The following is a 23,770-nucleotide window of genomic DNA, read 5'->3' on the forward strand; positions in this document are numbered from 1 at the left end:
TAGTATCATCGGGTGGTGGTTATACTTTGCGACCGCGCCGAACCGCCCAACCCTTTTCGCCGTCGACGCCCTATCCCGGTCGATGACCGCTACGGTGATGCCGCGATGAGTGGCCTCGTGGACGGCGAGTGGGTCGGCACCGACTACGCCACCGACGACGACGGCGAGTTCCAGCGCCAGACGACGACGTTCCGCGACCGGATCGGTCCGGACGAGGCCTTCCCGGTCGAGGCCGGACGCTACCATCTCTACATCTGCCGGGCGTGTCCCTGGGCACACCGGGCCGCCATGACCCGCGCGCTCAAGGGACTGGACGACGCCATCTCCCTGTCGCTGGTCCAGCCCGAGCGCTACGACCAGGGCTGGGAGTTCTCCGAGGCCCACCCCGACCCGCTGTACGGCGAGGAGTACCTCCGGGATATCTACGTCCGCGCCGACCCGAACTACACGGGACGGGTGACCGTGCCCGTCCTCTGGGACCGGGAGCGGGAGACCATCGTCAACAACGAGTCCGCGGAGATCATGCGGATGTTAGACGTCGCGGGCGACGAGCTGGCGACCCGGGACGTGGACCTCTACCCCGAGGGCTACCGCGACGAGGTCGACCGCCTGATCGAGGACGTCTACGACCCGATCAACAACGGCGTCTACCGCGCCGGCTTCGCCGACTCGCAGGCGGCCTACGACCGCGCCGTCGACGAACTGTTCGACGCGCTCGATCGGTACGACGACCTGCTGGCGGACCAGCGCTACCTCGCCGGCGACCGACTCACGGAGGCCGACCTCGCGATGTTCGCGACGCTCGTGCGCTTCGATCACGTCTACCACACTCACTTCAAGTGTAACCGCCGGGCCATCCACGAGTACGACAACCTCTGGGGCTACACGAAGGACCTCTACACCACGCCCGGCATCGAGCGCACCGTCAACGTGGACCACATCGTCCGGCACTACTACGTCAGCCACGGTGACGTGAACCCCAAACGACTGGTGCCGACGGGCCCCGACATCGACTTCACCGAGGGACACGACCGGGACCGGTTGCCCGGCGGCCCGCCCGCGGCGTTGCAGTAGCCCTCAGATCACCGCCACCACGCCCGCGCTCAGCGCCAGCGTGACGAGCAGTCGGCCGACACTCCCCGCGAACGTCGCGGCGGCGAAGCGGACGTAATCCTCCTCCAGCACCGCGAAGGCGTAGATGGAGAGCGTGTCGGGGAAGAAAGGCACCGAGAGCGCGAGCGCGAGGCCGGCGTAGCCCCAGCGGCGGGCGATTTCCACCGTGCGTCGCTCCGACCACGCGATCACGTCGAACCGGGAGCGCCGGAGCCAGCGGATCAGCGGTCCGGACTCCTTGGCCTCCTGGCCGAGGTGGAAGGCGAAGACGCTGCCCGCGGCCTTGCCGAGCGCCGAGACGAGGATGATCAGCGCCAGTCGTAGCTCGGTCGGCAGGCCCAGATCGAGGGGTGCGAGCAGGACGACTTCGCTGACTCCCGGGAGCGCGAAGGCGATGAGAAACGAGTAGACGAAGATGATGACGAGTCCGCCCCATCCGGTCGCCGAGCGGACCAACCGCGACAGCCACTCGAACCCGAGGAGGTCGACCGAGAGCAGGGGGACGAACGGGTCCACACCTCACCCTCGGAGGGGGCCGACGTAAGTCTTTCAGGTTCGACCGCGGGTCGTTACCGCACCGCGTCGAGGATCATGCGCTCTTCGACCGTATCGACCGTCTCCAGGACGTCGCCGACGGCGTCGATGTTGGCGCTGATCGAGGTGATCCCCTTGCGGACGAGGAACTCGACCATGTCGGGATGGGAGCCGGCCTGTCCACAGATGCTCGTGTCGACGTCCGCCGCCCGGCAGACGTCGATGGTGTCGCCGATCAGTTCGAGCACCGCGGGATGGAGTTCGTCGAACCGGTCCGAGACGTGCTCGTTGTTGCGGTCGACCGCGAGCGTGTACTGTGTGAGGTCGTTCGTCCCGAACGAGACGAAGTCGACGCCCTCGTCGACGATGTCGTCGGCGCCGATGGCGCTAGCGGGCGTCTCGATCATCACACCCCACTCGCGTTTGTCGGGGTCGATGCCGACCGCCTCCATGTGGGCCCGGGCGCTGGCCACGTCCTCACCGTCGTTGACGAGGGGGAACATGATCTCCAGGTTCTCGTAGCCCATCTCGTAGAGGCGCTTGAACGCCTCCAGTTCGTGTTCGAACACCTCGGGGCGGTCGAGGCTGCGCCGGATGCCCCGGTAGCCGAGCATCGGGTTGTGTTCGTGGGGTTCCTCGTCGCCGCCCTCGAGCTGTCGGAACTCGTCGGTCGGGGCGTCGAGGGTGCGAACCCGGACGGGCCGGGGGTAGAACGCCTCGGCCACCTGTCGGATACCGTCCGTGAGCTCCGAGACGTAGGCCTCCGAACCCTCGTCCTCGATGTACCGCTCCGGCGTCTTCCCGAGCGAGAGGACGAGGTGTTCGATCCGCAGGAGCCCGACGCCGTCGGCACCGGTCGCCGCCGCCCGCTCGGCCGCGTCGGGGATGGAGACGTTCACCTTCACCTCGGTGGCGGTCACGGGGTTGGGCGTCGCCGCCGCAGGCGCCGAGTCGTCGTCGGTCCCGGGGTTGGCGGCCGGCACGTCCGCCTCCGCCGTCCCCGAGAGACGTCCCTCGTGAACCGTCCCCATCTCGCCGTCGACGGTGACGACCTGGCCGTCCTCGAGGACCCGCGTCGCGCTCCCCGAGCCGACGACCGCCGGGACGCCGAGTTCGCGGGAGACGATGGCCGCGTGGGAGGTCATCCCGCCTTCGTCGGTGACGATGGCGGCCGCCCGCTTCATCGCGGGGACCATGTCGGGCATCGTCATCTCGGTGACGATGACGTCGCCCTGACTCACCTGATCCAGGTGATCGAGTTTCGTGACGACCCGGACGGGGCCGCTGACGGTGCCCGGACTGGCGCCGAGTCCGGAGAGCAGGTGGTCGCCGTCCCCCTCGTCGTCTTCGTCCTCCTCGGCCGCCTCGCCCTCGTCGATGGTCGTGATCGGACGGGACTGGAGCATGTACACCTCGCCGTCGACGACCGCCCACTCGACGTCCTGTGGCTCGCCGTAGTGGTCCTCGACCGTCTCGCCGAGTTCGACCAGCCGCTCGATTTCGGGCTGGGTGAGCACGCGCTGGTCCCGCTTGTCCTCGGGCACGTCGCGTTCGACCGTCTCGCCGGTCGCCTCGTCTTTGACGTGCATCACCTTCTTCGTGGCGACCGTCGCCGTCTCGACTTCGCTCGTCGTCCGGTCGACGACGTAGTTGTCGGGGGAGACGGCGCCGGAGACGACCGCCTCGCCCAGCCCCCACGCCGCCTCGATGATGATCCGCGGATCGCCCGTCGAGGGGTGGCTGGTGAACATCACGCCGCTCTTCTCGGCGTCGACCATCTGCTGGACGACCACCGCGATGTCGACCTCGTCGTGGGGGAACCCCTGCTGGTTCCGGTAGTAGATGGCGCGCTGGGAGAACAGCGACGCCCAACACTCCTTGACGCGCTCGATGAGGTCCGCCTCGGTGACGTTGAGGAACGTCTCCTGTTGCCCGGCGAAGGAGGCGTCCGGAAGGTCCTCCGCCGTCGCCGACGAACGGACGGCGACGAACGCCTCGCCGTCACCGACCGTCCGGTAGGCGTCGAGGATCTCCTCGCGTACCGACTCGGGAACCTCCGTCTCCATGATGAGTTCGTGGGCGCGTTCGTGTGCCGCCGCGAGCGCCGACGAGTCCTCGCTGTCGACGTCGACTGCCCCGAACAGTTCCTCGTCGATACCGGCTTCCTCGATGAACGTCCGATAGGTGCCGGCCGTGACGACGAATCCCGGCGGCACGGGCAACCCAGCCTCGGTAAGTTCGCCGAGCGAAGCCGCCTTCCCACCGACCGTCCCCAGGTCGGTAGACCGCACGTCCTCCAGCCAAGCTACAGCCATTTCGTACGCACGAATCCCGCCAGTGGCGTAAAGAAGGTTTCGAACCGTGCAACTACGGCCGTCCGATCCGGACGGCTTAACTGCCGATTGAGCCACTCACAGCCCCGTTTTCGGCATTTCGGTTCGATCCGTCGATCCCGGGCGCGACTACGCCTCCAGGATGTCGTCGTCGTCGGTCGACGGAACCGCGAGCGACCCGTCGAGCGCCGTCACCGCACGCCCGCCCACGCGGACGTCCTCGTCGACCCGCACCCGGACCAGCCCCGGCCGGTCCACGAAGTGGCCCTGTTCGAAACGCATCTCGTCCGGCAGGTCGTCGAAGGCGTCGACGGCACGGAGGTAGGCCCCGCAGGCCCCGCTCGCGGTGCCCGTCACCGGGTCCTCCGGGACGCCGGCCCCCGGCGCGAACATCCGCGCGTGGAGCGTCGAGTCCGCGTCGAGCGTATCGAAGGTGAACGCGTAGACACCCGTGGCGCCGTGATCGGCCGCGAGCGCGTCGAGCGCGTCCATGTCGGGGTCGGCGTTCCCGAGGTGTTCGAGGAAGTTCACCGGGACGGTCAGGAAGGGGAGGCCGGTCGAGGCGACGGCGGCGGGGAGGTCCGCCCCCACGTCGCGGAGTGCCGCCGGATCGATCCCGAGCGCCTCGCCCGCGCGGTCGTAATCCAGATCGACCGTCTCGACCGACGGGTCGTCCTGTGTCATCCAGGCGACGCCGTCGTCCGTCACCGCGACGTCGAGGACGCCGACGTTCGTCCGGAGCGACCCCTCGCCGGCGTCGAGGGCGCCCTCCTCGTGGAGGAAGGCGAGGGCCGCGACGGTCGCGTGTCCACAGAGGTCCACCTCCTGGGTCGGCGTAAAATAGCGGATCCGGCGGTCCGCGTCGTCCGCGTCGGGCGTGAGGAAGGCCGTCTCGCTCGCCCCGAGTTCACGGGCGACGGCCCGCATCCGGTCGTCGGTGAGCCCGTCGGCGTCGGGGACGAGTCCGGCCGCGTTGCCCGCGAGCGGTTCGGCGGCGAACGCGTCGATCAACAGGGTCCGGTACGTGTCCATGCCACGGACCTGCACCGCGGGCGACAAGACCCTGTTGCCCCACCGCGTCCCGTAAACCCTTACACCCCGGGCGTCGGAGTCGCCGCCATGAGCGACCTCCCGGACGAGTTCACCTGTACGATCACCAACTGGGAGTACATCTACGGCCTCTGCCGGGACGTGGCCGACGAAGTGCGGGCCGCGGAGTTCGACCCCGACGTGATCGTCGCGCTCGCCCGCGGCGGCTGGTTCGCGGGCCGGTGTTGCTGTGACTTCCTCGGCCTCGACGACCTCACCAGCCTGAAGATGGAACACTACGTCGGCACCGCGGCCAAGGGCGCCGACCCCGAGGTGCGCTACCCGATGCCCGAAGGGAGCGTCGAGGGCAAGGACGTCCTGATCGTCGACGACATCGCCGACACCGGCGAGTCGCTCCGCCACGCCCACGAGTACGTCGCCGGCCGCGACCCCGACGCGGTGCGGACCGCGACCCTCCAACTCCTCCACACCAGCGAGTTCGAACCCGACTTCGTCGGCGAACGCCTCGACGAGTGGGCCTGGATCGTCTACCCGTGGAACTTCATCGAGGACATGATCGACCTGATCGAGGGCGTCATGGAGCGGGCCGACGACGACACCTTCGAACGCGACGACATCCGGTCGTCCCTCGCCGACTACCACGACGTCCGGCGCATCGAGATGGAGATCGCCCAGCCCGACCGCCTCGACGAGGTGCTCGCGGAGATGGAGCGCCGCGGCGTCGTCGAGTCCGCGGGCGACGCCTGGCGACTCGCGTAACGTGTCCCGGACGACTCCGACGGCCCGCCACCGCCGGCACCGTCGACCGAATCGGGAGGAGGCCACGTGAGTTCGCTGCTCTCGATTTTCGCGACCGCGATCCTTCCGATCATCACCCTCGCGGGTGTGGGCGTACTCATCGGGCGCCTCCGCGATATCGACATCGGCCCGCTCAACACCATCACGGTGTACGTCTTCGTCCCCGCGCTCATCTTCCACAGCATCGCCACGGCGACCTTCGGGGGATCGACGCTCGCCCGCATCGGCGTCGCCACCGCGGCCTACCTGGTCACGATGGTCGTCCTCGCGGAGGTCGTTGGCCGCCTCACCGGCGAGTCCGAACCCGTCCTGAGCGCGCTCGTCCTCGTGAGTGCCTTCCCCAACTCCGGCAACTACGGCATCCCGCTCTCGGAGTTCGCGTTCGGCCCCGAGGGCCGCAGCACTGCCGTCATCTACCTGACCGTCCAGTCGGTCCTGCTCTACACCGGTGGCATCTACGTCGCCCAGCGGAGCGGCGGCACACGCGGGCTCGGCGGCATGAAGCGCGCGCTCAAGATCCCGCTCGTCTACGCCGTCGCCGCCGCCCTCCTCGCACGCTATCTCGGCGTCGTCCCCCCCGCCGGCAGCACCGCGATGGCGACGCTCGAACTCGTCGGCAACGCCTCCATTCCGATGATGCTCCTGATCCTCGGTATCCAACTCTCCGACACCGACTACGGTGCGGCGCTGTCGAGCGTCGGCAAGGCGACGGTCCTGAAGATGGGCGTCGCCCCCCTCGTCGGCGCCGGCATCGCGCTCCTGGTCGGCTTCCAGAACACCACCGTCGCGCGCACGTTCGTTCTCGAATGTGCGACGCCGGCCGCCATCACCCCCCTCCTCTTGGTCGTCGAGTTCGGCGGCGAATCCGCCGGCAACGGCCTCTCCGTCGCCGAGTACGTCAGCACGACCGTCCTCGTCACGACGCTCCTGAGCGTCCCGATCCTGACGGTGCTGATCGCGCTGCTCGAATCCGGACTGCTCGTCTGATAATCGGGCCGCGACGTTTAAGCCACCGGCCGTCCCACTCCGGACGAATGCGCGATAGAGACGGTCTCGACTGGTTGCTCGTCGCCGTCGTCACGGTCCTGACGGCGGTCCACATCCCCCCGTACCCGGTCGCCAAACGCGAGACGATCGAACTCGCCCACGAGACCGGCCTCGTCGCCCTCGCCGACCTGTTGCTCGACGTGCGTGTCGCGGTGTTCCTGCTCGCGGTCCTCGGACTGTTCATCGTCCTGGTCGTCACGGATACGCTCCCGGTACGGGAGTAGAGCGACGCCCTCATACGGATTATTGTAACTGGTTGCCGGTGGTTCGCCGGACCGTCTCGGCGAACCACCGGTAATGACTTACAATAAACAGTATCAGTCCGCCACGGCTTCGTCGTCCAACGGCTCGAAACCGTGAGTCTCCGCCGTCCGTCTCGCCGGTCCCGAGACCCTCAGTCCGCCACGGCTTCGTCGCCGACCGTCGGCGCCGACGGGTCCCGGATCCAGAGGTCGCCGAACAGGTCGTCCTGTCGGAGCTTGATCGCCCCCCGGTTGGCCAGAAAGAGCAGGGCGAGGAAGGTGTCGACCGGTGCCCCGCCGGTCTCGCGAACCTCCGCGAACAGCACCTCCGCGCGGCCGGCGTCGTAGTGGGTCCGCAGAGCGTCGCGCACCGACTCGATGGTCGTCTCGATGTCCTCGGTGTGGGTGTTGGCCGTCACGTCGCCCTCGGTCGGCTCACCCCCCTCGCGGAGGTCGTCGGCCGCCCGGTAGTCGAGGGTCTGCGTCCCGCGGTCGTACCCCCCCGGCGACGCCGAGGTGTCGTACGACCGTGACTCCTTCCACCACGAGTTCCGCTCCGCCTCGCGGAGTTCGCGCACGAGTTCGTCGAGCGTCTCCGGCGACCCCCGGGCGTGTTTCCGCTCCAGCCGCCGGTCGAGTTCGGTCTCCAGAGCGTCGATCGGATCCGGGCCGTCCAGCTCCGGATCGCCGCCCTCCATCGCCACTTCCCACGGCTCCGGTTCCGGCTCCGGGTCCGCCCCGTGACCGAGCAGGGCGTCGCTTTTCATCCGCAGGAGGACGCTCGCGTAGAACAGCGCCCGCCCCGACGTGCGCAGGTCCGTCCCGTCGAGGCGGTCGAGGAAGGCGTCGGTCGCGTCGACGATGTCGACGTCCCAGGGGTCGATCTCCCCCTCCTCGGCCAACTGGACGAGGAGTTCGACCGGCTCCACCTCGTCGTCGTCGGTGTCGGAGAGGGAGACGTCGTCGGGGAGGTGGTCCTCAGTCATCCGCGGTCACCTCCGGGTCGGCGTCGCCGTCGAGTTGGATGCCCGTGACCGCGCTCACGTTGTCGCCCTGCATGGTGACGCCGATGGCGCGCTCGGAGCGATCCAGCAGGGCCGAGCGGTGCGAGACGACGACGAACTGTGCCTCGCCGGCCAGATCGTCGACCATCTCGCCCACCCGCTCGGCGTTGGCGGCGTCGAGGAAGGCGTCCACCTCGTCCAGCGCGTAGAAGGGCGCCGGGTTGTGTCGCTGGATGGCGAAGATGAAGGCGAGCGCGGTCAGCGACTTCTCGCCGCCGCTCATCGCGTCCAAGCGTTGAATGGGCTTGTCGCCGGGCTGGGCCTTCATCGTCAGGCCGCCCTCGAAGGGGTCGTCCTCGTTCTCCAGGTGGAGTTCGCCCGTCCCCGCCGAGAGCCGCTCGAAGATGTCCTGGAAGTGGGCGTCGATGGCGTCGAACGCCTCCATGAACGTCTCCTTCTTTCTCGCTTCGTAGCCCTCGATGCGCTCCTCGATGGCGTCGCGCTCGTCGACGAGCGTGTCGCGACGTTCCCGCAGGTCGTCGAGTTCGGCTTCCACCTCGTCGTACTCGTCGATGGCGAGCATGTTCACGGGTTCGAGCGCCGCCATCTCCGCTTCCAAGCGTTCGACGGTTTCTTCCACCTCGTCGTGGTCCGGGATCTCCTCGGGGTCGTACGCCCCGACCTCGCTTTCGAGTTCGTCGATCTCCCAGTTCAGGCGCTCGACGTCGTCCTCGAGGTCGGCGAGCGTCGACTCGACGGCCGTCACCCGCTCGCGCGCCTCGTCGCGTTCCGTGCCCGCCTCCCGGAGGTCCCGCTGCAGGTCCCGGCGCTCGGCTTTCAGGTCCGCGAGTTCGTCCTCCAGTTCCTCGATGGCCGCGCGCTTCTCCTCGAGGGTCGCCTCGCGGTCCTCGATCTCCGCCTCCGCGTCCGCGATGGCGTCCTCGGCCTCGCTCTTGCGCGCTTTCGCCGTCTCGATGGTTGCTTCGAGCTCCTCGATGTCCTCCTCGGTGTACTCGATCTCCAGATCCGTCTGGTCGAGGCGGGCGTCGAGGTCGTCCATCCGCCCCTCCAGGTCCGCGATGTCGTCCTCGATTCCCTCCTTGCGCTCGGTGAGTTCGGGGACGCGGGAGTCGGCGAGTTCCGCTTCGAGGTCCGCGATTTCGGCCTCGACCGACTCGATCTCGTCGTCGAGGTGGTCGATGCGGTCCTCGTGATCGTTCATCCGCTCGTCGACCTCCTCGCGTTCGCTCCGGAGGTCGTCGAGTTCGGCCTCCAGTTCCTCGATCTCCGCCTCCGCCGCCGCGATGTCGCCCTCGACGTCCTCGATGTCGCTCTCGACCTCGTGGATCCGTTCGGTGGCGTCGGCCTTCCGGTCGCGGGCGTCGTCGAGGCGTGACTCCACGTCCCGGATCTCCTCGCGAAGCGCCCGGCGGTCGTCCTCCAGCGACTCGATCCCCTCGGCCAGCCGTTCGAGCTTTCCCTTCCCGCTTTTCGTGAAGGAGTACCGCGAGCCGCCGCCGGAGCCGCCGGTCATCGCGCCGCTTTTCTCGACGAGGTCGCCGTCGAGGGTCACCATCCGGTAGTCACCCATCAGGTCGCGGGCGGTGTCCATGTCCTCGACGACGAGCGTCGACCCGAGGACGTAGGAGAAGACGCCGGCGTAGCGGTCGTCGTAGTCGACGAGGTTCCGCGCGAAGTCGACGACGCCCGGATTGGCGGGCTTCGAGGGAAGTCCCCGCCGGTCCATCTCGGTGATCGGGAGGAAGGTCGCCCGTCCCGCCGACCGGGACTTGAGGTAGTCGATACAGGACGATCCGACGCCGTCGTCGTCGACGACGACGTTCGCCAGCCGCCCCCCGGCGGCCGTCTCGCAGGCGGTGGCGTACTCGGCACCGACGCTTCCCAGTTGGCCGACCGCGCCGTGGACGCCGTCGATGCCCGCGTTCAGGACCGTCGTCACCGACCGCGGCCAGGAGTCGTCGCCGTCGCGGCTCGCGCGCGCTTCGAGCTCCGCATACTCGTTCTGTTTCGAGCGGAGGTCCTCCTCGATTCCGTCGAGTTCGTCCTGCAGGTCGGCCTTCTCCGTGCGTAGCTCCTCGATGGCCGACTCGATCTTCTCGCGGTTCTTCTCCGCGCGGTCGAGTTCGCCGTGCAGATCCGAGCGCTCGGCTTTCAGCTCCGGGAGCCGCTCGTGGACCGCCTCCAGCTCCGACTGGGCCTCGCTGATGCGGTTGGACCGGCGGCGAGCCTCGTCGAGGAGCCGATCTTTCTCCCGCTGGGCGTCGTTGCGCTCGGTCTTCAGCTCCTCCAGTTCCGCCTTGCAGTCGGCGAGTTCCTCCTTGAGTTCGTCGAACTCCGTGTCGACGCTCTCGATTTCGGCCTCGACCTCCGCGAGGGCCGCCTCCTGCTCCTCGATGTCGCCTTTCACCGACGCCTTCTCGACTTTGATCGACCGCTTCTCCGCCTCGAGGTCGTCGAGTTTCTCGGTCTTCCGATCGAGGGTGACGAAGGCCTCGCGGCGGTCCTGCTCCGCGTCCTCGATCTTCTCCTCCTGGTTCTCGATGGTGGCTTCGAGGCGACCGATCTCGCCTTTGATCTCCTCGATCTCGCCTTTGATCCGGAGCTGTTCGTCCTCGCCCTTGCGCTCGATCTCACGGGTGAGGTCGTCGAGTTCGGCCTCCAGCTTTTCGACCGTGGCCTCGCGCTCCTCGAGGGTGGCCCGTCGGTCCGCGAGCTCCTGTTCGGTCGCCTCGACCCGCTTCTCGGTGCGCTCCAGGGCGGTCCGCTTTTCCTCCAGTTCGGCCGCCTTCAGGTAGCCCTCGTACTCCGCTTTCTCCTCGCGGAGCGATTTGTATTCGAGAGCCGTCTCGCGTTCGTCCTCCAGCTGGTCGAGGCGGTCCTCCTTCTCCTCGATCCGGAGGTCCGCCTCGTCGATGCGCTCCTCGACGGTCTCCAGCTCCCCGAAGGCGTCCTCCTTTTTCGCGTCGAACTCGGCGACGCCCGCGATCTCGTCGACGATACCCCGACGCTGACCCGCCGACATGTTGATGATCTCGGTCACGTCGCCCTGCATGACGACGTTGTACCCCTCGGGTGTCACCCCCGCCTGGGCCAGCAGATCCCGGATGTCCGAGAGGTTGACCGACCGGCCGTTGAGGTAGTAGTAGGAGTAGTAGTTGTCCTCGGTCTCCTTGACCCGGCGCTTGACGGAAATCTCGTCGACGTCACCCACGTCCTCGGTGCCGGCGGCGTTGACCACCTGCGAGCGGTCGAGCGTCCCGTCGGCGTTGTCGAGGACGACCGTGACGCTCGCCTCGCGGGGACCCGACCGGTCCGTGTCGTCCTCGTGGCCGGGGTTGTAGATGAGGTCCGTGAGCTTCTCGGCCCGGATGCCCCGCGTTCGCGCGAGCCCCAGCGCGAAGAGCACCCCGTCGATGATGTTGCTCTTGCCGGAGCCGTTCGGGCCGGTAATGACGGTGAAGTCCTCGTAGAAGGGGATGCGCGTCTTCCGGCCGAAGCTCTTGAAGTCGTCGAGTACGAGCTCGGAGATGTGCATGGGGGTCGGCCCCGATCAGGCGACGATGATGTCGTTCCCGTCCGAATCGGAGCCGTCGTCGTCCGTCTCGGGGTCGGTCCCGGTTTCGGCGCCGGCGGCCCCGTCGTCGGCGTCGGCGGCGTCGGCCGGGTCGGCCGACGCGTCGGCGGGCTCGGAGTCGGGGCTCGGGCTGGATTCGGACTCCCGGCGCTCCGGGGCCCGCGTTCGCTCGACGCCCTCCTCGGCTTCGAGCTGTCGCAGCCGTTCCCGTGTCTCGACGAGTTCCTCGGTGAGACCGTCGACGGCGGCCTGCAGTTCCGCGACCTGCGATTCGAGCTCCTCCACCCTGTTGCTCATGCACCTACCAGGCGTCGCCGGACGTATAAATGTACGTCAGACATCCACACTGTCGACCGGACGCCGGGGGGCGGTCGAGCCGCGCGACCGTGCGGTTGCGTGACACGCCGAACCGCCGAGCCTTTGTAGTCGCAGGCGCGACGGTCGGATATGCGTCACGTCGGACTGAAACTGCGGATGGCGATCGTCGGATCGATCCTCTTTGCCTTCTACGGCATCGCCGCCGTCGTCCTGATGGGGATGTTCGGGACCGACGTGTTCCCGCTGGTAGTCGTCGGGAGCGTCGCCTTCGTCGGCGTCCAGTACAAGCTCGGGAAGTGGATGGCGCTCCGGAGCGTCGGCGCCGAGGACCTGCCCGAGGACCGCTACACCGAGATCCACCGCCGGGTCGAATCGCTCTCCCGCGATATGGGCATCGACAAGCCGCGGCTCATGATCGCCCGGATGGGCGTCCCCAACGCCTTCGCCGTCGGCCGGAAGGGCGCCGGGACCGTCGTCGTGAGCCAGGAGCTCCTGCGGACGCTCGAACCGGACGAAGTGGAGGGCGTCCTGGCCCACGAACTCGCCCACATCCGCAACCGCGACGTGGTGATGATGGTGCTCGGGCAGGGCGTCGCCTCCATCGTCGCCATCGTCGCCCAGTGGGCCGTCCTCCTGACCGGCGACAACGACCTCGCGGACTTCTTCCTCGCCATCGTCGTCGGCCAGCTCACGCAGATGTTGGTGATGGTGTTCGTCTTCGCCATCTCGCGGTACCGCGAGTACGTCGCCGACGCCGACGCGGCCCGCGAGGTCGGGAGCGGCGAACCGCTCGCCAGCGCCCTGGAGAAGATCAGCCGAAGCGCCGAGCGCCGGGAGGACGCCGGCGTCGACGACCAGGTGAACGCGCTGTGTATCTTCGGCGACGGCGGGGGACTGGCGAGCCTCCTCTCGACGCACCCGCCGGTCGAGAAGCGGATCGAACGTCTCCGATCGTAGATGGTAGACGTCCGGACGCTCCTGGCGGCGATCCTCGGCCTCCTGCTCGGCGCACTCTGTCTGGTCGCCCCCGGCGCCGTGATCCGGGTCCACACCGTCGGCCGTCGTCCCCACGACCGGGGCGGCGGCTACGGCACCGACGGGGACCCGTCCGACCGCTGGCTGTACCTGGTCCGGGCCGTCGGCGTCGGCCTCGTCCTCGGCGGCGGCTACTTCGGCTACGTCGCGGCCGTCTGACCGACGGCGCCACGTGTGATACTGTTTATCGTAAGTCACTACCGGTGGTTCACCGGAACAGTTCGGCGAACCACCGGTAAACAGTTACAATAAACCGTATGAGTCGATCGGCTCCCGCCGGGCGTCTCAGGAGTCCCCGTGGACCCGATCGAAGACGGGCCGCAGGGTGTCGACCGCCTCCTCGTCGTGGGCGCCCTCGTGGAGGTGGAAGTGCGCCGCCGTGTCGGTCCGCTCGACGTGTGTCTCGAGCGTGTGGAGGAACTGGTACACCTCGTCGAGCGGCGCGTACTGCAACAGCACCGTCAGCGACTGGAAACAGAGGAGGGTCGGCCCGGCTGGCTGTCGCTCCAGCACCTCCGTCAGCGTGACCCCGACGTCGGTGAGGTTGCCGGGTGACGCGAGAGTCCGGACGCGGACGTCGGTGTCCGGCGACGCTGCGGCGTCGAGACGGTCGCGGGGGTCGCCGGCCACCCACGAGGTGGCGTCGTCGACGACGAACGTCGCGCGGTCGATGTCGGTGTCGGGCATGGCCTCCCAGTCGTCGAGCCACCGAACCGGCGACCCTGCGAGGGCGACGACGACGACGGCCGATGCTTCGGGAACCGGGGTGATGCGCGTACAGTGTCGCGGCTCGACCGTCGTCCGCGAGTCGGTCAGATGCAGGGTGATCGTGGAGGGCGATTCCGGCGGGATGGCATCACCTCGTCGGCGATTGCCGCCGCCGTCTGAAAACTACTGTGGCGGATGCCGGGCCGGGTGGCGGTTCGTCGGTCAGCGGCGGCGACCGACGACGCCCAGTCCGACGGCAAGCAGCGCGGCCACGGGGAGGATCGGAACGTCGAACGGCCCGACGACGGGGACCGGCAGCGAGACGGACGTGCCGAGGACGGACGGCACCGGTATCGTCACGCCGATAACGGGGACGGTCAGGCCGCTCGCGTTCGATCCGTCCGGGGTGGCCGTCGGCACCGGCGTCGCCGTCGATTCGGGCGGCGGGGAGGACGTGGTCGAGGGCCTCGGCGTCACCGTCGGCGTCGCCGTCGGTGTCTCGACGGTCAGCGTCCGGTCCAACGTGGTGACGTGTTCGGTTCCCGAGGAGTCGATGACGCGGAGTCGAACCGTCGTGTGCCGGCTCTCGGGGGCGTCGAGGTGGCGCTCGAAGTCGAGGTCGGTCACGATGTCGCCGTCGTGGAGGGAGACGATGTCGACCACCTCGCCGGTGTCGGCGTCGACGGTTTCGAGGGTGGCGGAGACGATTTCGCCGTCGGTCGCCACCCCCCTGGCGACGACGGTGCTACCGTTGACGTACCGGGTCCCCCCGCGGTCGAGACGGAGTTCGGGAACGACGGTCCGCCTGACGGAGACGGTCCGTTCGACGGTGTTGCCCGCCGTGTCGGTCGCCCGTAGGACGACACTGTTGACACCGGGGTGGAGCGTGACGTTCGACGCGAAGGTCGTCCGCTGGCGCGCGGGGTTCGGTTCGCCGACTCCCGGGTTGAGCAGGTACGTGGTGTCGTCGACGTTCGCGGGCGTGAGCGAGACGCTCCGGATCTGCCCGTTGTCCGTCGCACTCCCCCGCACCCGGAGGGTCTCCGGGGCCGTCCGGACCACCGACAGGTTCGACAGCGTCGGCGGCGCGGTGTCCTGGACCGTGATGGTCACCCGATGGACGCGGACGTGGTTGAGTTCGTCGTAGTAGCGCGCGGTCACGGTGTTGTCGCCCACCCCGAGGAATACCGACTGGGAGAACGACTCGTTCGGCGTTCGCGCCTCGTAGACGGCGCGGTCGGTCCGCGTGCCCGCGCCGGTGTCGTACTCGGTCGAGCGGTTGATGAGGAGGTGTGTGACCCCCGTCAGATCGCTGAAATTCCCCGCGAGCGTGACCCGCGACCGGTTCACCGTCACGCGCTCCGGCGGGGGCTCGTAGGTGTCCGTCTCGAACGGTGCTGTGTAGGCGACGTAGGGCCGTTGGGCGTCCTTGATCACCGTCACCTCGTGGGTCGTGACCTCCTCGGTCTTCACCACGACCGAGATATTGTGTTCGCCGCTCGCGAGGTCGAGGTGGAACGTCTCGTCGAGCGTGGAGCCGTTGGGCGTGTAGCGCCGCTCGGTGGTACCGTCGACGCGAACCGAGACGACGTCGATGGACCGATCCGCGTCCACGCTGACGCCGATGGGCGGGTCGTCGTTGACCACCGTCTCGTTGCCGTCGTCGACGGGCGAGCCGTCGACGGTGACGGTGATCGCCGGCGACGTCGCGCCGACGACGCCGGCGGCGGGGAGGAAGCCGACGACGCCGGCCGCGACGACCAGGGCGACGAGTGCGGAACGGCCGGGCGCGTCCATAGCAGTCACTCTGTCGAGCCGATGGCGCCCAGGGGTTTCAACGTGCCGCCCGCCTTCTCAGGGCTGAGAATCGGCGCCGCCGCTGGGTGTCGTGGTCACGCAAAAATCGTGGAGATCGGCGAGAAGTGACGTCCGTCGCCTTACAGGCGAACGACGTTGGTCGCGCGCGGACCCTTGGGGGAGTCCTCGATCTCGAATTCGAGTTCCTGTCCTTCTTCGAGGTCCGGACCGCCAACGTCCTCCATGTGGAAGAACACGTCGTCGTCCGCGTCCTCAGTCTCGATAAAGCCGTAACCGCCAGTGTCGTTGAAGAAATCGACCGTACCAGTTGCCATTGCATCCATACGGAGGCCCCCTCGACGCATAAGGCTTCCGTGAGTGGGTGACTCATGCCACGAGCGTAGCGATGGAACCGAAGGGTTGGTAACGGGGCGTGCCCAGGGATCCGACAGGCCGTTGGCCCTCGAACCGTCGTCGACCGTCGCGTACACGCTGCTGTTCGTCGTGGCGACCGCCGGCTGTGTCGCCGGCACCGTCCGCGCTCGACGGATCGAGGACGCCGAGACGCGCCGCGGGCTCGTGGTCCTGCTCGCCACGAGCGGGGCCTGGGCCGCCAGCCACGCGAGCCTGCTGGTCCTGCCCGGCCGCGGCCCGAAGACGGTGGTGTATCTGGTCGGACTCATCTTCGGGTTCAGCACCGTCTTCGCGTGGCTCTACTTCTGTTCGGCGTACACCGGCCGCACCTACCACCGACAGCGGGCGTACCGCCGCGCGGGGATCGCCCTCTATCTCGTCGTCGTCGCCGTGAAGGTCACCAACCCCATCCATCACCTCTATTTCACCACGGGCTTCGTCACGGAGCCGTTCCCGCATCTGGCGATCCAGCAGGGCCTCTTTCACTGGATCGTGACCGGCCTCTCGTATACGCTCGCGGCCGTCGGCATGTTCGCCCTGTTCGAGGCGTTCGTCGAAGCGGACTACGACACCCGATCGCTCGCAGTCCTGGTCGCGCTCGCGGGCGCACCGGTCGTCCTCGACATCCTCGGGTTCGCGTCGCCGCTGTTGATCGACATGATCCACGCGCCCCTCGGAGTGGCGGCCTTCGCGGTCGGCGTCCTGTTCGTCTTCGAGGACCGCTTTTTCGCCGTCCAGCTCACCGGCGGCGTCGAGGGGGCGACCGTCTTCCTCGACGACGACCGCCGCATCCGCGAGTTCAACGGGGCGGCCCGCCGGCTGTTTCCCGCCCTCGACGACGCGGCCGGCGAGCCCATCGAGTCGCTCCCGTCGGTGGCGGCGGCGCTGGACGACGACCGCGGCGTGGTCGACGTCGACGTCGACGGCGAGCGCCGACATTACGTGGTGAGCGAGAACGACTTCGACATCGGCCAAGGGTCGCTCTCGCGGATCGTCGTCTTCACCGACGTGACCCGGATCGAACGCCAGCGGCGCGAACTCGAACGCCACGACCGGCAACTCGAGGACCTCTCGACGGGGATGCGCCACGAACTCCGGAACGCGGTGACGATCATCCAGGGGAACGTCCGATGGGCCATCGACCGGCTCGAGGACGGATCCGTCGAGGACGCACGCGGCGCGCTCCGAACGGCCACCGACACGACCGACCGGACCACCCGCCTGATGAACGACTTCGCGACGCTCGCACAGTACGGGCAGACGATGGCCGATACCACCACCGTCGACGTCGCCGAGACGGCGCGGACAGCCTGGGCGGACGTCGAACACGAGGCCGCGTCGCTGACCGTCGAGGGGACCCCGTCGGTCGAGGCGGACCCGACGCGCTTCGAAGTGCTCCTCCAGCGGGCCTTCGAGTTCCTCGTCGACAACGGCGCGACGACGGTGACGGTCGCCCGCCACGACGGCGAGGTGACGATCACGGGCGACGGCGATCCGCCCGGCGACGATTCGGATCGGTACTTCGACTACGGCGACGCGGCGGCCCACGGCGCCGTCGGGACCGCCCTTCCCCTGGTGCGCACGCTCGCACAGGTCCACGGCTGGGGGGCGAGCATCGACGCGGACTACCGGGAGGGGATCCGGATCGTCCTGTCGATCGCGGACGTGTCGCCCGTGGACGAATGAGGTACGGTTTTGACGCTGGCCGTTCAGTTGACACGTATGACCGACCAGCTCCACGCGACGACGCTCGTCCAGCGCCTCACCCTGCTCGGTATCGCACGCCTGTCCGAGACGGGACGGACGCCGGCTCACGCGGGTGAGATCAGCCGCGTCTGCGGCGAGGAGGCCGCAGCCGTCGACGGCGTGGTCGGTACCGTCTCCGAGGCGGACGTGACCCGCGCGCTCAACGAACTCGACGCCGAGGGACACGTCGAGACGGCGGACGCGGGCGAGCGGTCGCCCGTCGGCAAGGGACGGCCGGCGTACGAACTCGCGTACAGCACGGCGACGCTGATCGAGTTCTTCGACGACGACGACCGACTCCAGCCGGTCGTCGAGAGCCTGGACGATCAGGTGTCACGGACGTAGCCGAAGGCCCGGGCTGCGTTCCGGCCGGCCTCGGTCGTCCGCACGCGCCGAGCGGTTCCGGCGGGTTCGACGGCCACGAACCCCCGTTCCTGGAGCGGATCGACGACGTGTCTCCTGAGCCGTGCGTAGGACTGCTTGGTCGGCTTCCCCGACCCGTCGAACGGCCGGTCGCAGTCCCGGATGAAGGGCAGTTCCCGGTCGGCGCCGAAGCGGATCAACGCCTTCTTCGAGTGCGGTCCCTCGTCGGCGAGCCGGCACAGCACGGCGACCTGCTGGTCGTCGGGGCGGTCCATCGGGTAGGTCGGCAGGTCGACGGCGGGTTCCATCCCGTAGCCCACCGGCTCCGTCCCCGAGGCGTACCGCTCCGCGCGGACGTAGTAGGGGTGGGCGGCCTCGGTCACCATACACGCGATCATGCCGCCGATGGCGGTGATCTTGCTCCCCGTCGCGAGGTTCACGTACACCTCGTTGGCGACGTCGTCCTCGCCGTCGGGGGTGGCCTCGGCGGTTGCGATCTCGGCGACCGTCGCGATGGAGTCGTAGAGGTCGAACAGCTCGCAGTCGCGGCGCTCGGTCTCGATGCCGGCCGCCGCCAGCGCCGCGAGCACGTCGTCGTGGTACGACGGGCGTTCGACGTCCGGAGCGAGCCAGTCCAGCAGGATCACGCGGTCGGCGCGGTACTCCCGTGCGGGTTCGACGATCCGGTCGTGTTCGAACCCGAACGGCATCACGTGGACGCGCTCGGCGACGTTCATTCGCCGATGCCGACGCGGCGGCGCCGCTTCTAAGTAACGGTCGTAACGCGAGTAACGGCAAAATATCCAACATCCCCCGACGTGGAGTCGTGAGCGTACACCGGACGACGGTGTACGGGGGGCCCGCCGCGGGACGGCCGGTGAGTGCGTCGGGATCGGCGACGGGGTGCCTCGACCGCTCGCGCGGTACCCACAGGGGGGACGCCGGTCCCGGCGCACACGGTAGCCGTCCCGCGGCGGCCGGATGGGACCGGCTACGGCGCGAGCGCCGCCGCGCCGGCGAAGCCGCCGTCGGACGATCGGTCGATCCCGAGCAGTCGGTTGTACTTCGCGAGGCGTTCCGACCGGGCGAGCGATCCGATCTTGATCTGTCCCGCGTCGCAGGCGACGGCGAGGTCGGCGATGGTCGAATCACAGGTCTCGCCGGATCGGGCGGAGACGACGGGCGCCCACCCGGCCGCCTGCGCGCGTTCGAGGACCCGCCGCGCCCGGGTGATGGTCCCCGCCTGGTTCGGCTTGACGAGGACCGCGTTGGCGACGCCGCCGTCGACCGCCCGCTCCAGACGGTCGGGGTTCGTCGCCAGCAGGTCGTCGCCGAGCAACTGGACGCGGTCGCCGACGCGGTCGGCCAGCCGCGCCCACCCTTCCCAGTCGTCCTCGGCCAGCGGGTCCTCGACCGAGACGAGGGGGTAGTCGCCGACCCACGAAGCCACGCGGTCGATCATCGCCCCGCGATCGACCGCTGTGTCGCCGAGCGCATACCGGTCGCGGTCGGGGTCGTGGAAATGCGTCGCCGCGACGTCCACCGCGAACGCCACGTCGTCGCGGGCGGGCTCGAACCCGGCGTCGCGGACGGCGCCGGCGAGGGTCTCGAAGGCGGCGTCGGCGTCGGCCACGTCGGGGACGAAGCCGCCCTCGTCGGCGACCGACGGCGGGTGCTCGCCGTCGCCGAGCCGTTTCGCGGCCGCCCGGCGGACCGCCCACGCCGTCTCCAGGGCCTCGGGGTACGTCTCGGCGCCCGTTGGCACGATCAGGAAGTCCTGGATCGGCAGGTCGGCCGCGGCGTGGAGGCCGCCGCTGAGCACGTTGATCATGGGAAGCGGGATGGATCCCGGCCCCGGCGACGGGGCCAGCGATTCGTAGAGCGGGCGGTCGGTCGCGGCGGCCGCGGCGCGGGCGACGGCGCCCGAGACGCCGAGGACGGCGTTGGCGCCGAGGCGGGACAGGTCCGCGGTGCCGTCGCGGTCGGCGAGCGCCTCGTCGACGCCCCGCTGGTCGGTCACTGGTCGCCCGACCGCAACCGGTTCGAGTTCGTCGCGGACCGCCGCGACGGCCTCGCGGACGCCCCGCCCGCCGTAGCGGTCGCCGCCGTCGCGTCGCTCGACGGCCTCGTGGGCGCCCGTGCTGGCCCCGGCGGGGACGGTGAACGTCCCCGACCCGTCGGCGGTGTCGACCCGGACGCGGACCGTGGGGTCGCCCCGCGAGTCGAGCACCTCCCACGCGTCGACGCCGACGATGTCGGTCATAGCGCCGCCGCCTCCTCGCGGGCCAACGCCGCGAACTCGTCGAGCGTCGCCGCCTCGCCGCGGAGCGTCGCCTTCGCCACCCGGCGGAGCGCGTCGGCGACCGCCTCGCGTTCGACGTACTCGACGGGCGACTTGCCGTCGACGCGGGCGAGCATCAACACCGCGAGTTCCCGCACCGTCTCGTGTTCGATGTCCCACGCGACGGCGGCGTCGTAGGCGTCCCAGAACCGGGCGGCCGCGTCCGCGTACGCCTCGTGCGCGCCGTGGTTGTAGATCGACTTGATGTAGAGGTGGTTGCACATGAACGCGGTGTCGAAGGCGGGGTCGCCCCAGTGGGCCACCTCGAAGTCGAGAACCCAGGGAACGGCCCCCGAACGGCGGTCGACGAGGACGTTCTTGGGGCTGTAGTCGCCGTGGACGAGGGTGCGGGAGACGTCCATGATGCGGTCGATCTCCGTCCGGATGGCGTCGGCCACGTCGGGATGACGCCGGGCCGTCGCGCGGTGGTAAGGGTCGACGCGCAACTGATCGAAGGGGCGCTTGTCGGCGAACGTCTCGCGGACCGCCGGGTCGTCGGCCACGGCGTCGTGGACGGTGCCGAGGACCTCGCCGACGGCGGCGGCGACGGCGGCGTCGACCCGGCCGTCGAGCAGTTCCGCCTTCCACATCGTCGCGTCCGCGGGCGCACACTCGATGGCGACGACGTGGTCGTCCGTCTCGCTCACGACGCCGGGGACGCGGGCCGCGAGGTCGGCGTCCGCGAGGACCGACGCGTAGGTGCGGATCGCCGCCGCCTCGTTGTGGACGCGGTCGACGTCGGCCGGCCAGTCCTCCTCGACGGCGAGGTTCGGGAGCGGACGCTTCACGACGACACAGCCGTCCTCCCACGTCACCTCGTAGACGTGATTGGAGACGCCGCCGCCGAGCGAGCGCGCCGTGGCCGCCGCCCCCTCGGGGACGACACCGTGGCGTCGACAGTGGTCGACGGCCGCCTCGGGCGTGAACGCGGTGTCCTGATCTGTCATTCGTCCGCGTCGAAACCCCCCGATCACTTCACGTTTGCTCCGCGAGGGTCCGACGCCCGTCCGACGACGCGGGAAACCGTTATATCGGTCAGGGGGCGAGGATCCGACATGCAGCCCGTCAGGCGGTGTCACTGCTGTGGGACGCATTTCCGCCCGTCGACGGCGCGTCGCCACGGGCGGCTTCGGCGGCTCCACCGGGTCGATCCGGACGCGGCGGTGCCCGCGACGGCCTTCGTCTGTGCGGACTGCCGGCCCGAGGTGGTCGAACTCACGCGCCACTGGTCGGTGACCGAACCCCTCGGCGGCGCCTGCGGGTTCTGTGATCGCGCGGCCGCCGAGACGGGGCTGGTCGACCTGGCGAGTCTCGTCGGCGACCGAGTCGTCTCGCGAGGGGCGTACCTCCTCTGCCGGGGGTGCGAAGACGTCTTCGGGACGTTCCTGGCCGACCTCCACGAGGGGGTCGACCTGCCCCCGGCGTGGCGCCACCGGCCCGCGCCGTCGAAGACGGTGTTCGAACGCGGGGACGGCCTCCGCGTCGAGGCGACCGGTCCCGCCGATCCATCGCCGCGGGTCCGCCTGTTCGTCGACTCGGAACCCCTGCTTTCGGCCCGCGCCGACGCGGTGCCGCGGGAGCGCGCCCGCGAGTTCGTCGCCGCCTTCGAGGCGTTCTACCCCGAGACGGAGGACCTCAGACGCCTCGGCGAGGCAGTCGTCGCGGGCAACCCGCGGCTCGGTGATCCCGACTGATTACAGGTCCGCGAGGAAGGTCCGGAGGTCGGCCTCGAACCGGTCGGGGGCCTCGAGGAAGGGGGAGTGCCCGACGCCGTCGTAGGTGATCAGCCGCGCGTTCGGGAACAGGCCGACGTGTTTCCGCGCGGCCGCCGGCCGAACCACGGGGTCCACCTCGCCGTGGAGCAACAGGACCGGCGTCTCCACCGACGGCAGCGTCGCCTCGTGGTCGACGGTGCGCCCTTGGAGGGCGGCCCTGACGTGTGGCGGCACCGCAGCGTTGTACCCGAGCATCCGATACCGGGTCGCGTCGTCGAGGTCACCCTCGACACAGAGGCGGACGAAGGAATCGAGCGCCGCGACGCTCCGCTCGGCGTCGGTCGATTCCAGACCCGGGCCCAGAGCGACGAACTCCTCGCCGGCGAACCGGTCGGCGTCGGGTGTTCCCTTCTCCGTGATGGCGCCGACGAGGACGACGCCGGCGAGGGCGTCGTCCCCGTGGATGGCGAGGTAATCGGAGACGACGAGGCCGCCGTAGGACCACCCGACGAGCACTGGATCGACGAGTTCGAGTCCCTCGATCACCGCGCGGACGTCGTCGGCCCAGAGCCGCGAGTCGGCGTACTCCGCCGGCGTCCCGGACTCGCCGTGTCCACGGAGGTCCATCGCGACGAGGCGGTACTCCTCGGCGAGCGGCGACTCGAACTGGGGGGTCCACGCCAGCCGACACTGGGAGAACCCGTGGATCAGGAGGAGCGGCCGCCCGTCCTCCGGGCCGCGTTCCTCGACGTGGATGTCGACGCCGTCGCCGCCGGTGACCGTCCGTGAGCGCATACCGGGGGCTCGCCGTCCGGACACAAAAGCTCCGACGGTCGTCGCGCCCTACCCCTGCCACGACGTGTAGAGGTCCCGGCCGACGACGCCGAGGCCGAAAAAGCCGAGCAGGGTCGTCGCGAGGTTGCCGACGAGGGGGATCACCGCGACGACGGCGAACACCAGGGCGCCGGCGCCGACGGCCGCGCCGTCGACGTCGCCGCCGGTCAGGAGTCCCCCGATCCAGCAGACTGCGACCGCGTTGCCGACGACGCCGAGGATGGCCACCCCGATCAGTCCCGGGATGGTGATCAGCAGGCCGATGATCGTGAGCGCCAGCAACACGAGGCCGATGGGGAGGGCGATGCCGACGAGCAGTCCCCACAGGAAGGCGCTCCCGGGGTCGTCCCGGATGGCGCCGACGGTCCGTCGGGCGTACGACGGCGCGAGGAGGACGAGCAGTCCGGCGAGCACGAGGTTGACGAGGAAGCCGCCGACGAACCGGGCGGCGAGCCTGGCGCCGATGTCGGCGTCGGCGACGGGAGACTGTGCGGCGGCGAGACCCGCGAGCGAGAGCGCGGCGACGACGGGAACGGCGGCGCTCCCGACGCGGGCGAGCGAACGGGTGGAGGGCATCGTCCCGTGGGTCGGACGGGGGTGACTAACCCTTTGCGCTCCGGCGACCGGAGCGGTGCGAACGACGGCGGCGACGGACCGGGGCGTCCATCTCCCAAACGGTTATTTGCCGTCCGGGATTTCGCTCGCCTATGGATCCCGTCAAACTGATCGGCGACATTATAAGCATACTGACGTTTCTGGCCGTCGTGGGCGTCCTGATCTGGT

Annotated in this window: 23 protein-coding genes; 9 read left to right on the forward strand and 14 right to left on the reverse strand. The window is 69.4% G+C overall.

Annotated elements, in window-relative coordinates; genetic code table 11:
• The first annotated feature begins 105 nt into the window (after positions 1-105).
• The gene (locus EI982_RS09225; protein WP_157689424.1) at positions 106-1,074 is read left to right on the forward strand and encodes a glutathione S-transferase family protein; all 969 of its coding nucleotides are present in this window, start codon (positions 106-108) and stop codon (positions 1,072-1,074) included.
• Between the two features lie 3 nt (positions 1,075-1,077).
• Here the strand turns inward: EI982_RS09225 and EI982_RS09230 are convergent, their stop codons facing one another.
• The 3 genes from EI982_RS09230 to EI982_RS09240 form a co-directional block, all read right to left on the reverse strand.
• On the reverse strand, positions 1,078-1,629 hold the full coding sequence (locus EI982_RS09230) for a YqaA family protein (RefSeq protein ID WP_199243775.1): 552 nt from the start codon (positions 1,627-1,629) through the stop codon (positions 1,078-1,080).
• A gap of 53 nt (positions 1,630-1,682) precedes the next feature.
• Entirely contained in the window at positions 1,683-3,962 is a 2,280-nt protein-coding gene (ppsA, locus tag EI982_RS09235) for a phosphoenolpyruvate synthase (RefSeq protein ID WP_157689425.1), read from the reverse strand.
• Positions 3,963-4,109: 147 nt separating this feature from the next.
• On the reverse strand, positions 4,110-5,012 hold the full coding sequence (locus EI982_RS09240) for a PhzF family protein (protein ID WP_157689426.1): 903 nt from the start codon (positions 5,010-5,012) through the stop codon (positions 4,110-4,112).
• A gap of 87 nt (positions 5,013-5,099) precedes the next feature.
• Between EI982_RS09240 and EI982_RS09245 the strand changes: the two genes are divergently transcribed.
• The 3 genes from EI982_RS09245 (at position 5,100) to EI982_RS09255 (ending at position 7,099) form a co-directional block, all read left to right on the forward strand.
• On the forward strand, positions 5,100-5,789 hold the full coding sequence (locus EI982_RS09245) for a phosphoribosyltransferase (RefSeq protein WP_157689427.1): 690 nt from the start codon (positions 5,100-5,102) through the stop codon (positions 5,787-5,789).
• Positions 5,790-5,855: 66 nt separating this feature from the next.
• Positions 5,856-6,815, forward strand: coding sequence for an AEC family transporter (locus EI982_RS09250; protein WP_157689428.1), 960 nt, complete (start codon positions 5,856-5,858; stop codon positions 6,813-6,815).
• 47 nt (positions 6,816-6,862) lie between these two features.
• Complete coding sequence (locus EI982_RS09255; RefSeq protein ID WP_157689429.1) at positions 6,863-7,099, forward strand: hypothetical protein; 237 nt, start codon at positions 6,863-6,865, stop codon at positions 7,097-7,099.
• A gap of 170 nt (positions 7,100-7,269) precedes the next feature.
• Here the strand turns inward: EI982_RS09255 and EI982_RS09260 are convergent, their stop codons facing one another.
• The 3 genes from EI982_RS09260 to EI982_RS09270 are packed head-to-tail and all read right to left on the reverse strand — an operon-like array spanning position 7,270 to position 12,013.
• Positions 7,270-8,103 (reverse strand): segregation and condensation protein A, encoded by an 834-nt coding sequence (locus EI982_RS09260; protein WP_157689430.1) that lies wholly within the window; start codon positions 8,101-8,103, stop codon positions 7,270-7,272.
• Positions 8,096-11,677, reverse strand: a complete 3,582-nt coding sequence (gene smc, locus EI982_RS09265; RefSeq protein WP_157689431.1) for a chromosome segregation protein SMC — start codon at positions 11,675-11,677, stop codon at positions 8,096-8,098. The genes EI982_RS09260 and smc overlap by 8 nt, the downstream gene beginning before the upstream one ends.
• A 15-nt stretch (positions 11,678-11,692) precedes the next feature.
• Complete coding sequence (locus EI982_RS09270) at positions 11,693-12,013, reverse strand: DUF7518 family protein (RefSeq protein ID WP_157689432.1); 321 nt, start codon at positions 12,011-12,013, stop codon at positions 11,693-11,695.
• A 150-nt stretch (positions 12,014-12,163) separates the two neighbouring features.
• On the opposite strand from EI982_RS09270, the gene EI982_RS09275 reads away from it, so the two are divergent.
• Both EI982_RS09275 and EI982_RS09280 read left to right on the forward strand, forming a co-directional pair.
• Positions 12,164-12,991 (forward strand): M48 family metallopeptidase, encoded by an 828-nt coding sequence (locus EI982_RS09275; RefSeq protein ID WP_157689433.1) that lies wholly within the window; start codon positions 12,164-12,166, stop codon positions 12,989-12,991.
• Positions 12,992-13,228 carry a DUF6199 family natural product biosynthesis protein gene (locus tag EI982_RS09280; RefSeq protein ID WP_157689434.1) on the forward strand — a complete coding sequence of 79 codons (237 nt, stop codon included), beginning with the start codon at positions 12,992-12,994 and terminating at the stop codon, positions 13,226-13,228.
• Positions 13,229-13,354: 126 nt separating this feature from the next.
• On the opposite strand, the gene EI982_RS09285 is transcribed toward EI982_RS09280, so the two are convergent.
• From EI982_RS09285 to EI982_RS09295, 3 genes are all read right to left on the reverse strand, one after another.
• Entirely contained in the window at positions 13,355-13,921 is a 567-nt protein-coding gene (locus EI982_RS09285) for a DUF7504 family protein (protein WP_449271828.1), read from the reverse strand.
• A 78-nt stretch (positions 13,922-13,999) separates the two neighbouring features.
• Positions 14,000-15,574, reverse strand: a complete 1,575-nt coding sequence (locus tag EI982_RS09290; RefSeq protein WP_157689436.1) for a hypothetical protein — start codon at positions 15,572-15,574, stop codon at positions 14,000-14,002.
• A gap of 140 nt (positions 15,575-15,714) precedes the next feature.
• Positions 15,715-15,909 carry a cold-shock protein gene (locus EI982_RS09295; protein ID WP_049935367.1) on the reverse strand — a complete coding sequence of 65 codons (195 nt, stop codon included), beginning with the start codon at positions 15,907-15,909 and terminating at the stop codon, positions 15,715-15,717.
• Positions 15,910-16,030: 121 nt separating this feature from the next.
• On the opposite strand from EI982_RS09295, the gene EI982_RS09300 reads away from it, so the two are divergent.
• Positions 16,031-17,674: a sensor histidine kinase gene (locus EI982_RS09300; RefSeq protein WP_199243776.1), complete on the forward strand. Its 1,644-nt coding sequence runs from the start codon at positions 16,031-16,033 to the stop codon at positions 17,672-17,674.
• 36 nt (positions 17,675-17,710) lie between these two features.
• Entirely contained in the window at positions 17,711-18,079 is a 369-nt protein-coding gene (locus EI982_RS09305; RefSeq protein WP_157689438.1) for a hypothetical protein, read from the forward strand.
• Here EI982_RS09305 and EI982_RS09310 read toward each other — a convergent pair.
• The 3 genes from EI982_RS09310 to EI982_RS09320 form a co-directional block, all read right to left on the reverse strand.
• The gene (locus EI982_RS09310; RefSeq protein WP_157689439.1) at positions 18,061-18,834 is read right to left on the reverse strand and encodes an HFX_2341 family transcriptional regulator domain-containing protein; all 774 of its coding nucleotides are present in this window, start codon (positions 18,832-18,834) and stop codon (positions 18,061-18,063) included. The genes EI982_RS09305 and EI982_RS09310 overlap by 19 nt on opposite strands.
• Before the next feature lie 254 nt (positions 18,835-19,088).
• Positions 19,089-20,360 carry a phosphopyruvate hydratase gene (gene eno, locus EI982_RS09315; protein ID WP_157689440.1) on the reverse strand — a complete coding sequence of 424 codons (1,272 nt, stop codon included), beginning with the start codon at positions 20,358-20,360 and terminating at the stop codon, positions 19,089-19,091.
• On the reverse strand, positions 20,357-21,385 hold the full coding sequence (locus EI982_RS09320; protein WP_157689441.1) for a phosphotransferase family protein: 1,029 nt from the start codon (positions 21,383-21,385) through the stop codon (positions 20,357-20,359). The genes eno and EI982_RS09320 overlap by 4 nt, the downstream gene beginning before the upstream one ends.
• Before the next feature lie 108 nt (positions 21,386-21,493).
• Here EI982_RS09320 and EI982_RS09325 point away from each other — a divergent pair, with 108 nt between their 5' ends.
• Entirely contained in the window at positions 21,494-22,132 is a 639-nt protein-coding gene (locus EI982_RS09325) for a hypothetical protein (RefSeq protein WP_157689442.1), read from the forward strand.
• Here the strand turns inward: EI982_RS09325 and EI982_RS09330 are convergent, their stop codons facing one another.
• On the reverse strand, positions 22,133-22,948 hold the full coding sequence (locus EI982_RS09330) for an alpha/beta fold hydrolase (RefSeq protein ID WP_157689443.1): 816 nt from the start codon (positions 22,946-22,948) through the stop codon (positions 22,133-22,135).
• 48 nt (positions 22,949-22,996) lie between these two features.
• The gene (locus EI982_RS09335; RefSeq protein ID WP_157689444.1) at positions 22,997-23,563 is read right to left on the reverse strand and encodes a DUF8173 domain-containing protein; all 567 of its coding nucleotides are present in this window, start codon (positions 23,561-23,563) and stop codon (positions 22,997-22,999) included.
• Positions 23,564-23,770: the final 207 nt, after the last annotated feature.

Origin of the sequence: Haloplanus salinarum (assembly GCF_009762275.1) — an archaeon.
Taxonomy (GTDB): Archaea; Halobacteriota; Halobacteria; order Halobacteriales; family Haloferacaceae; genus Haloplanus; species Haloplanus salinarum.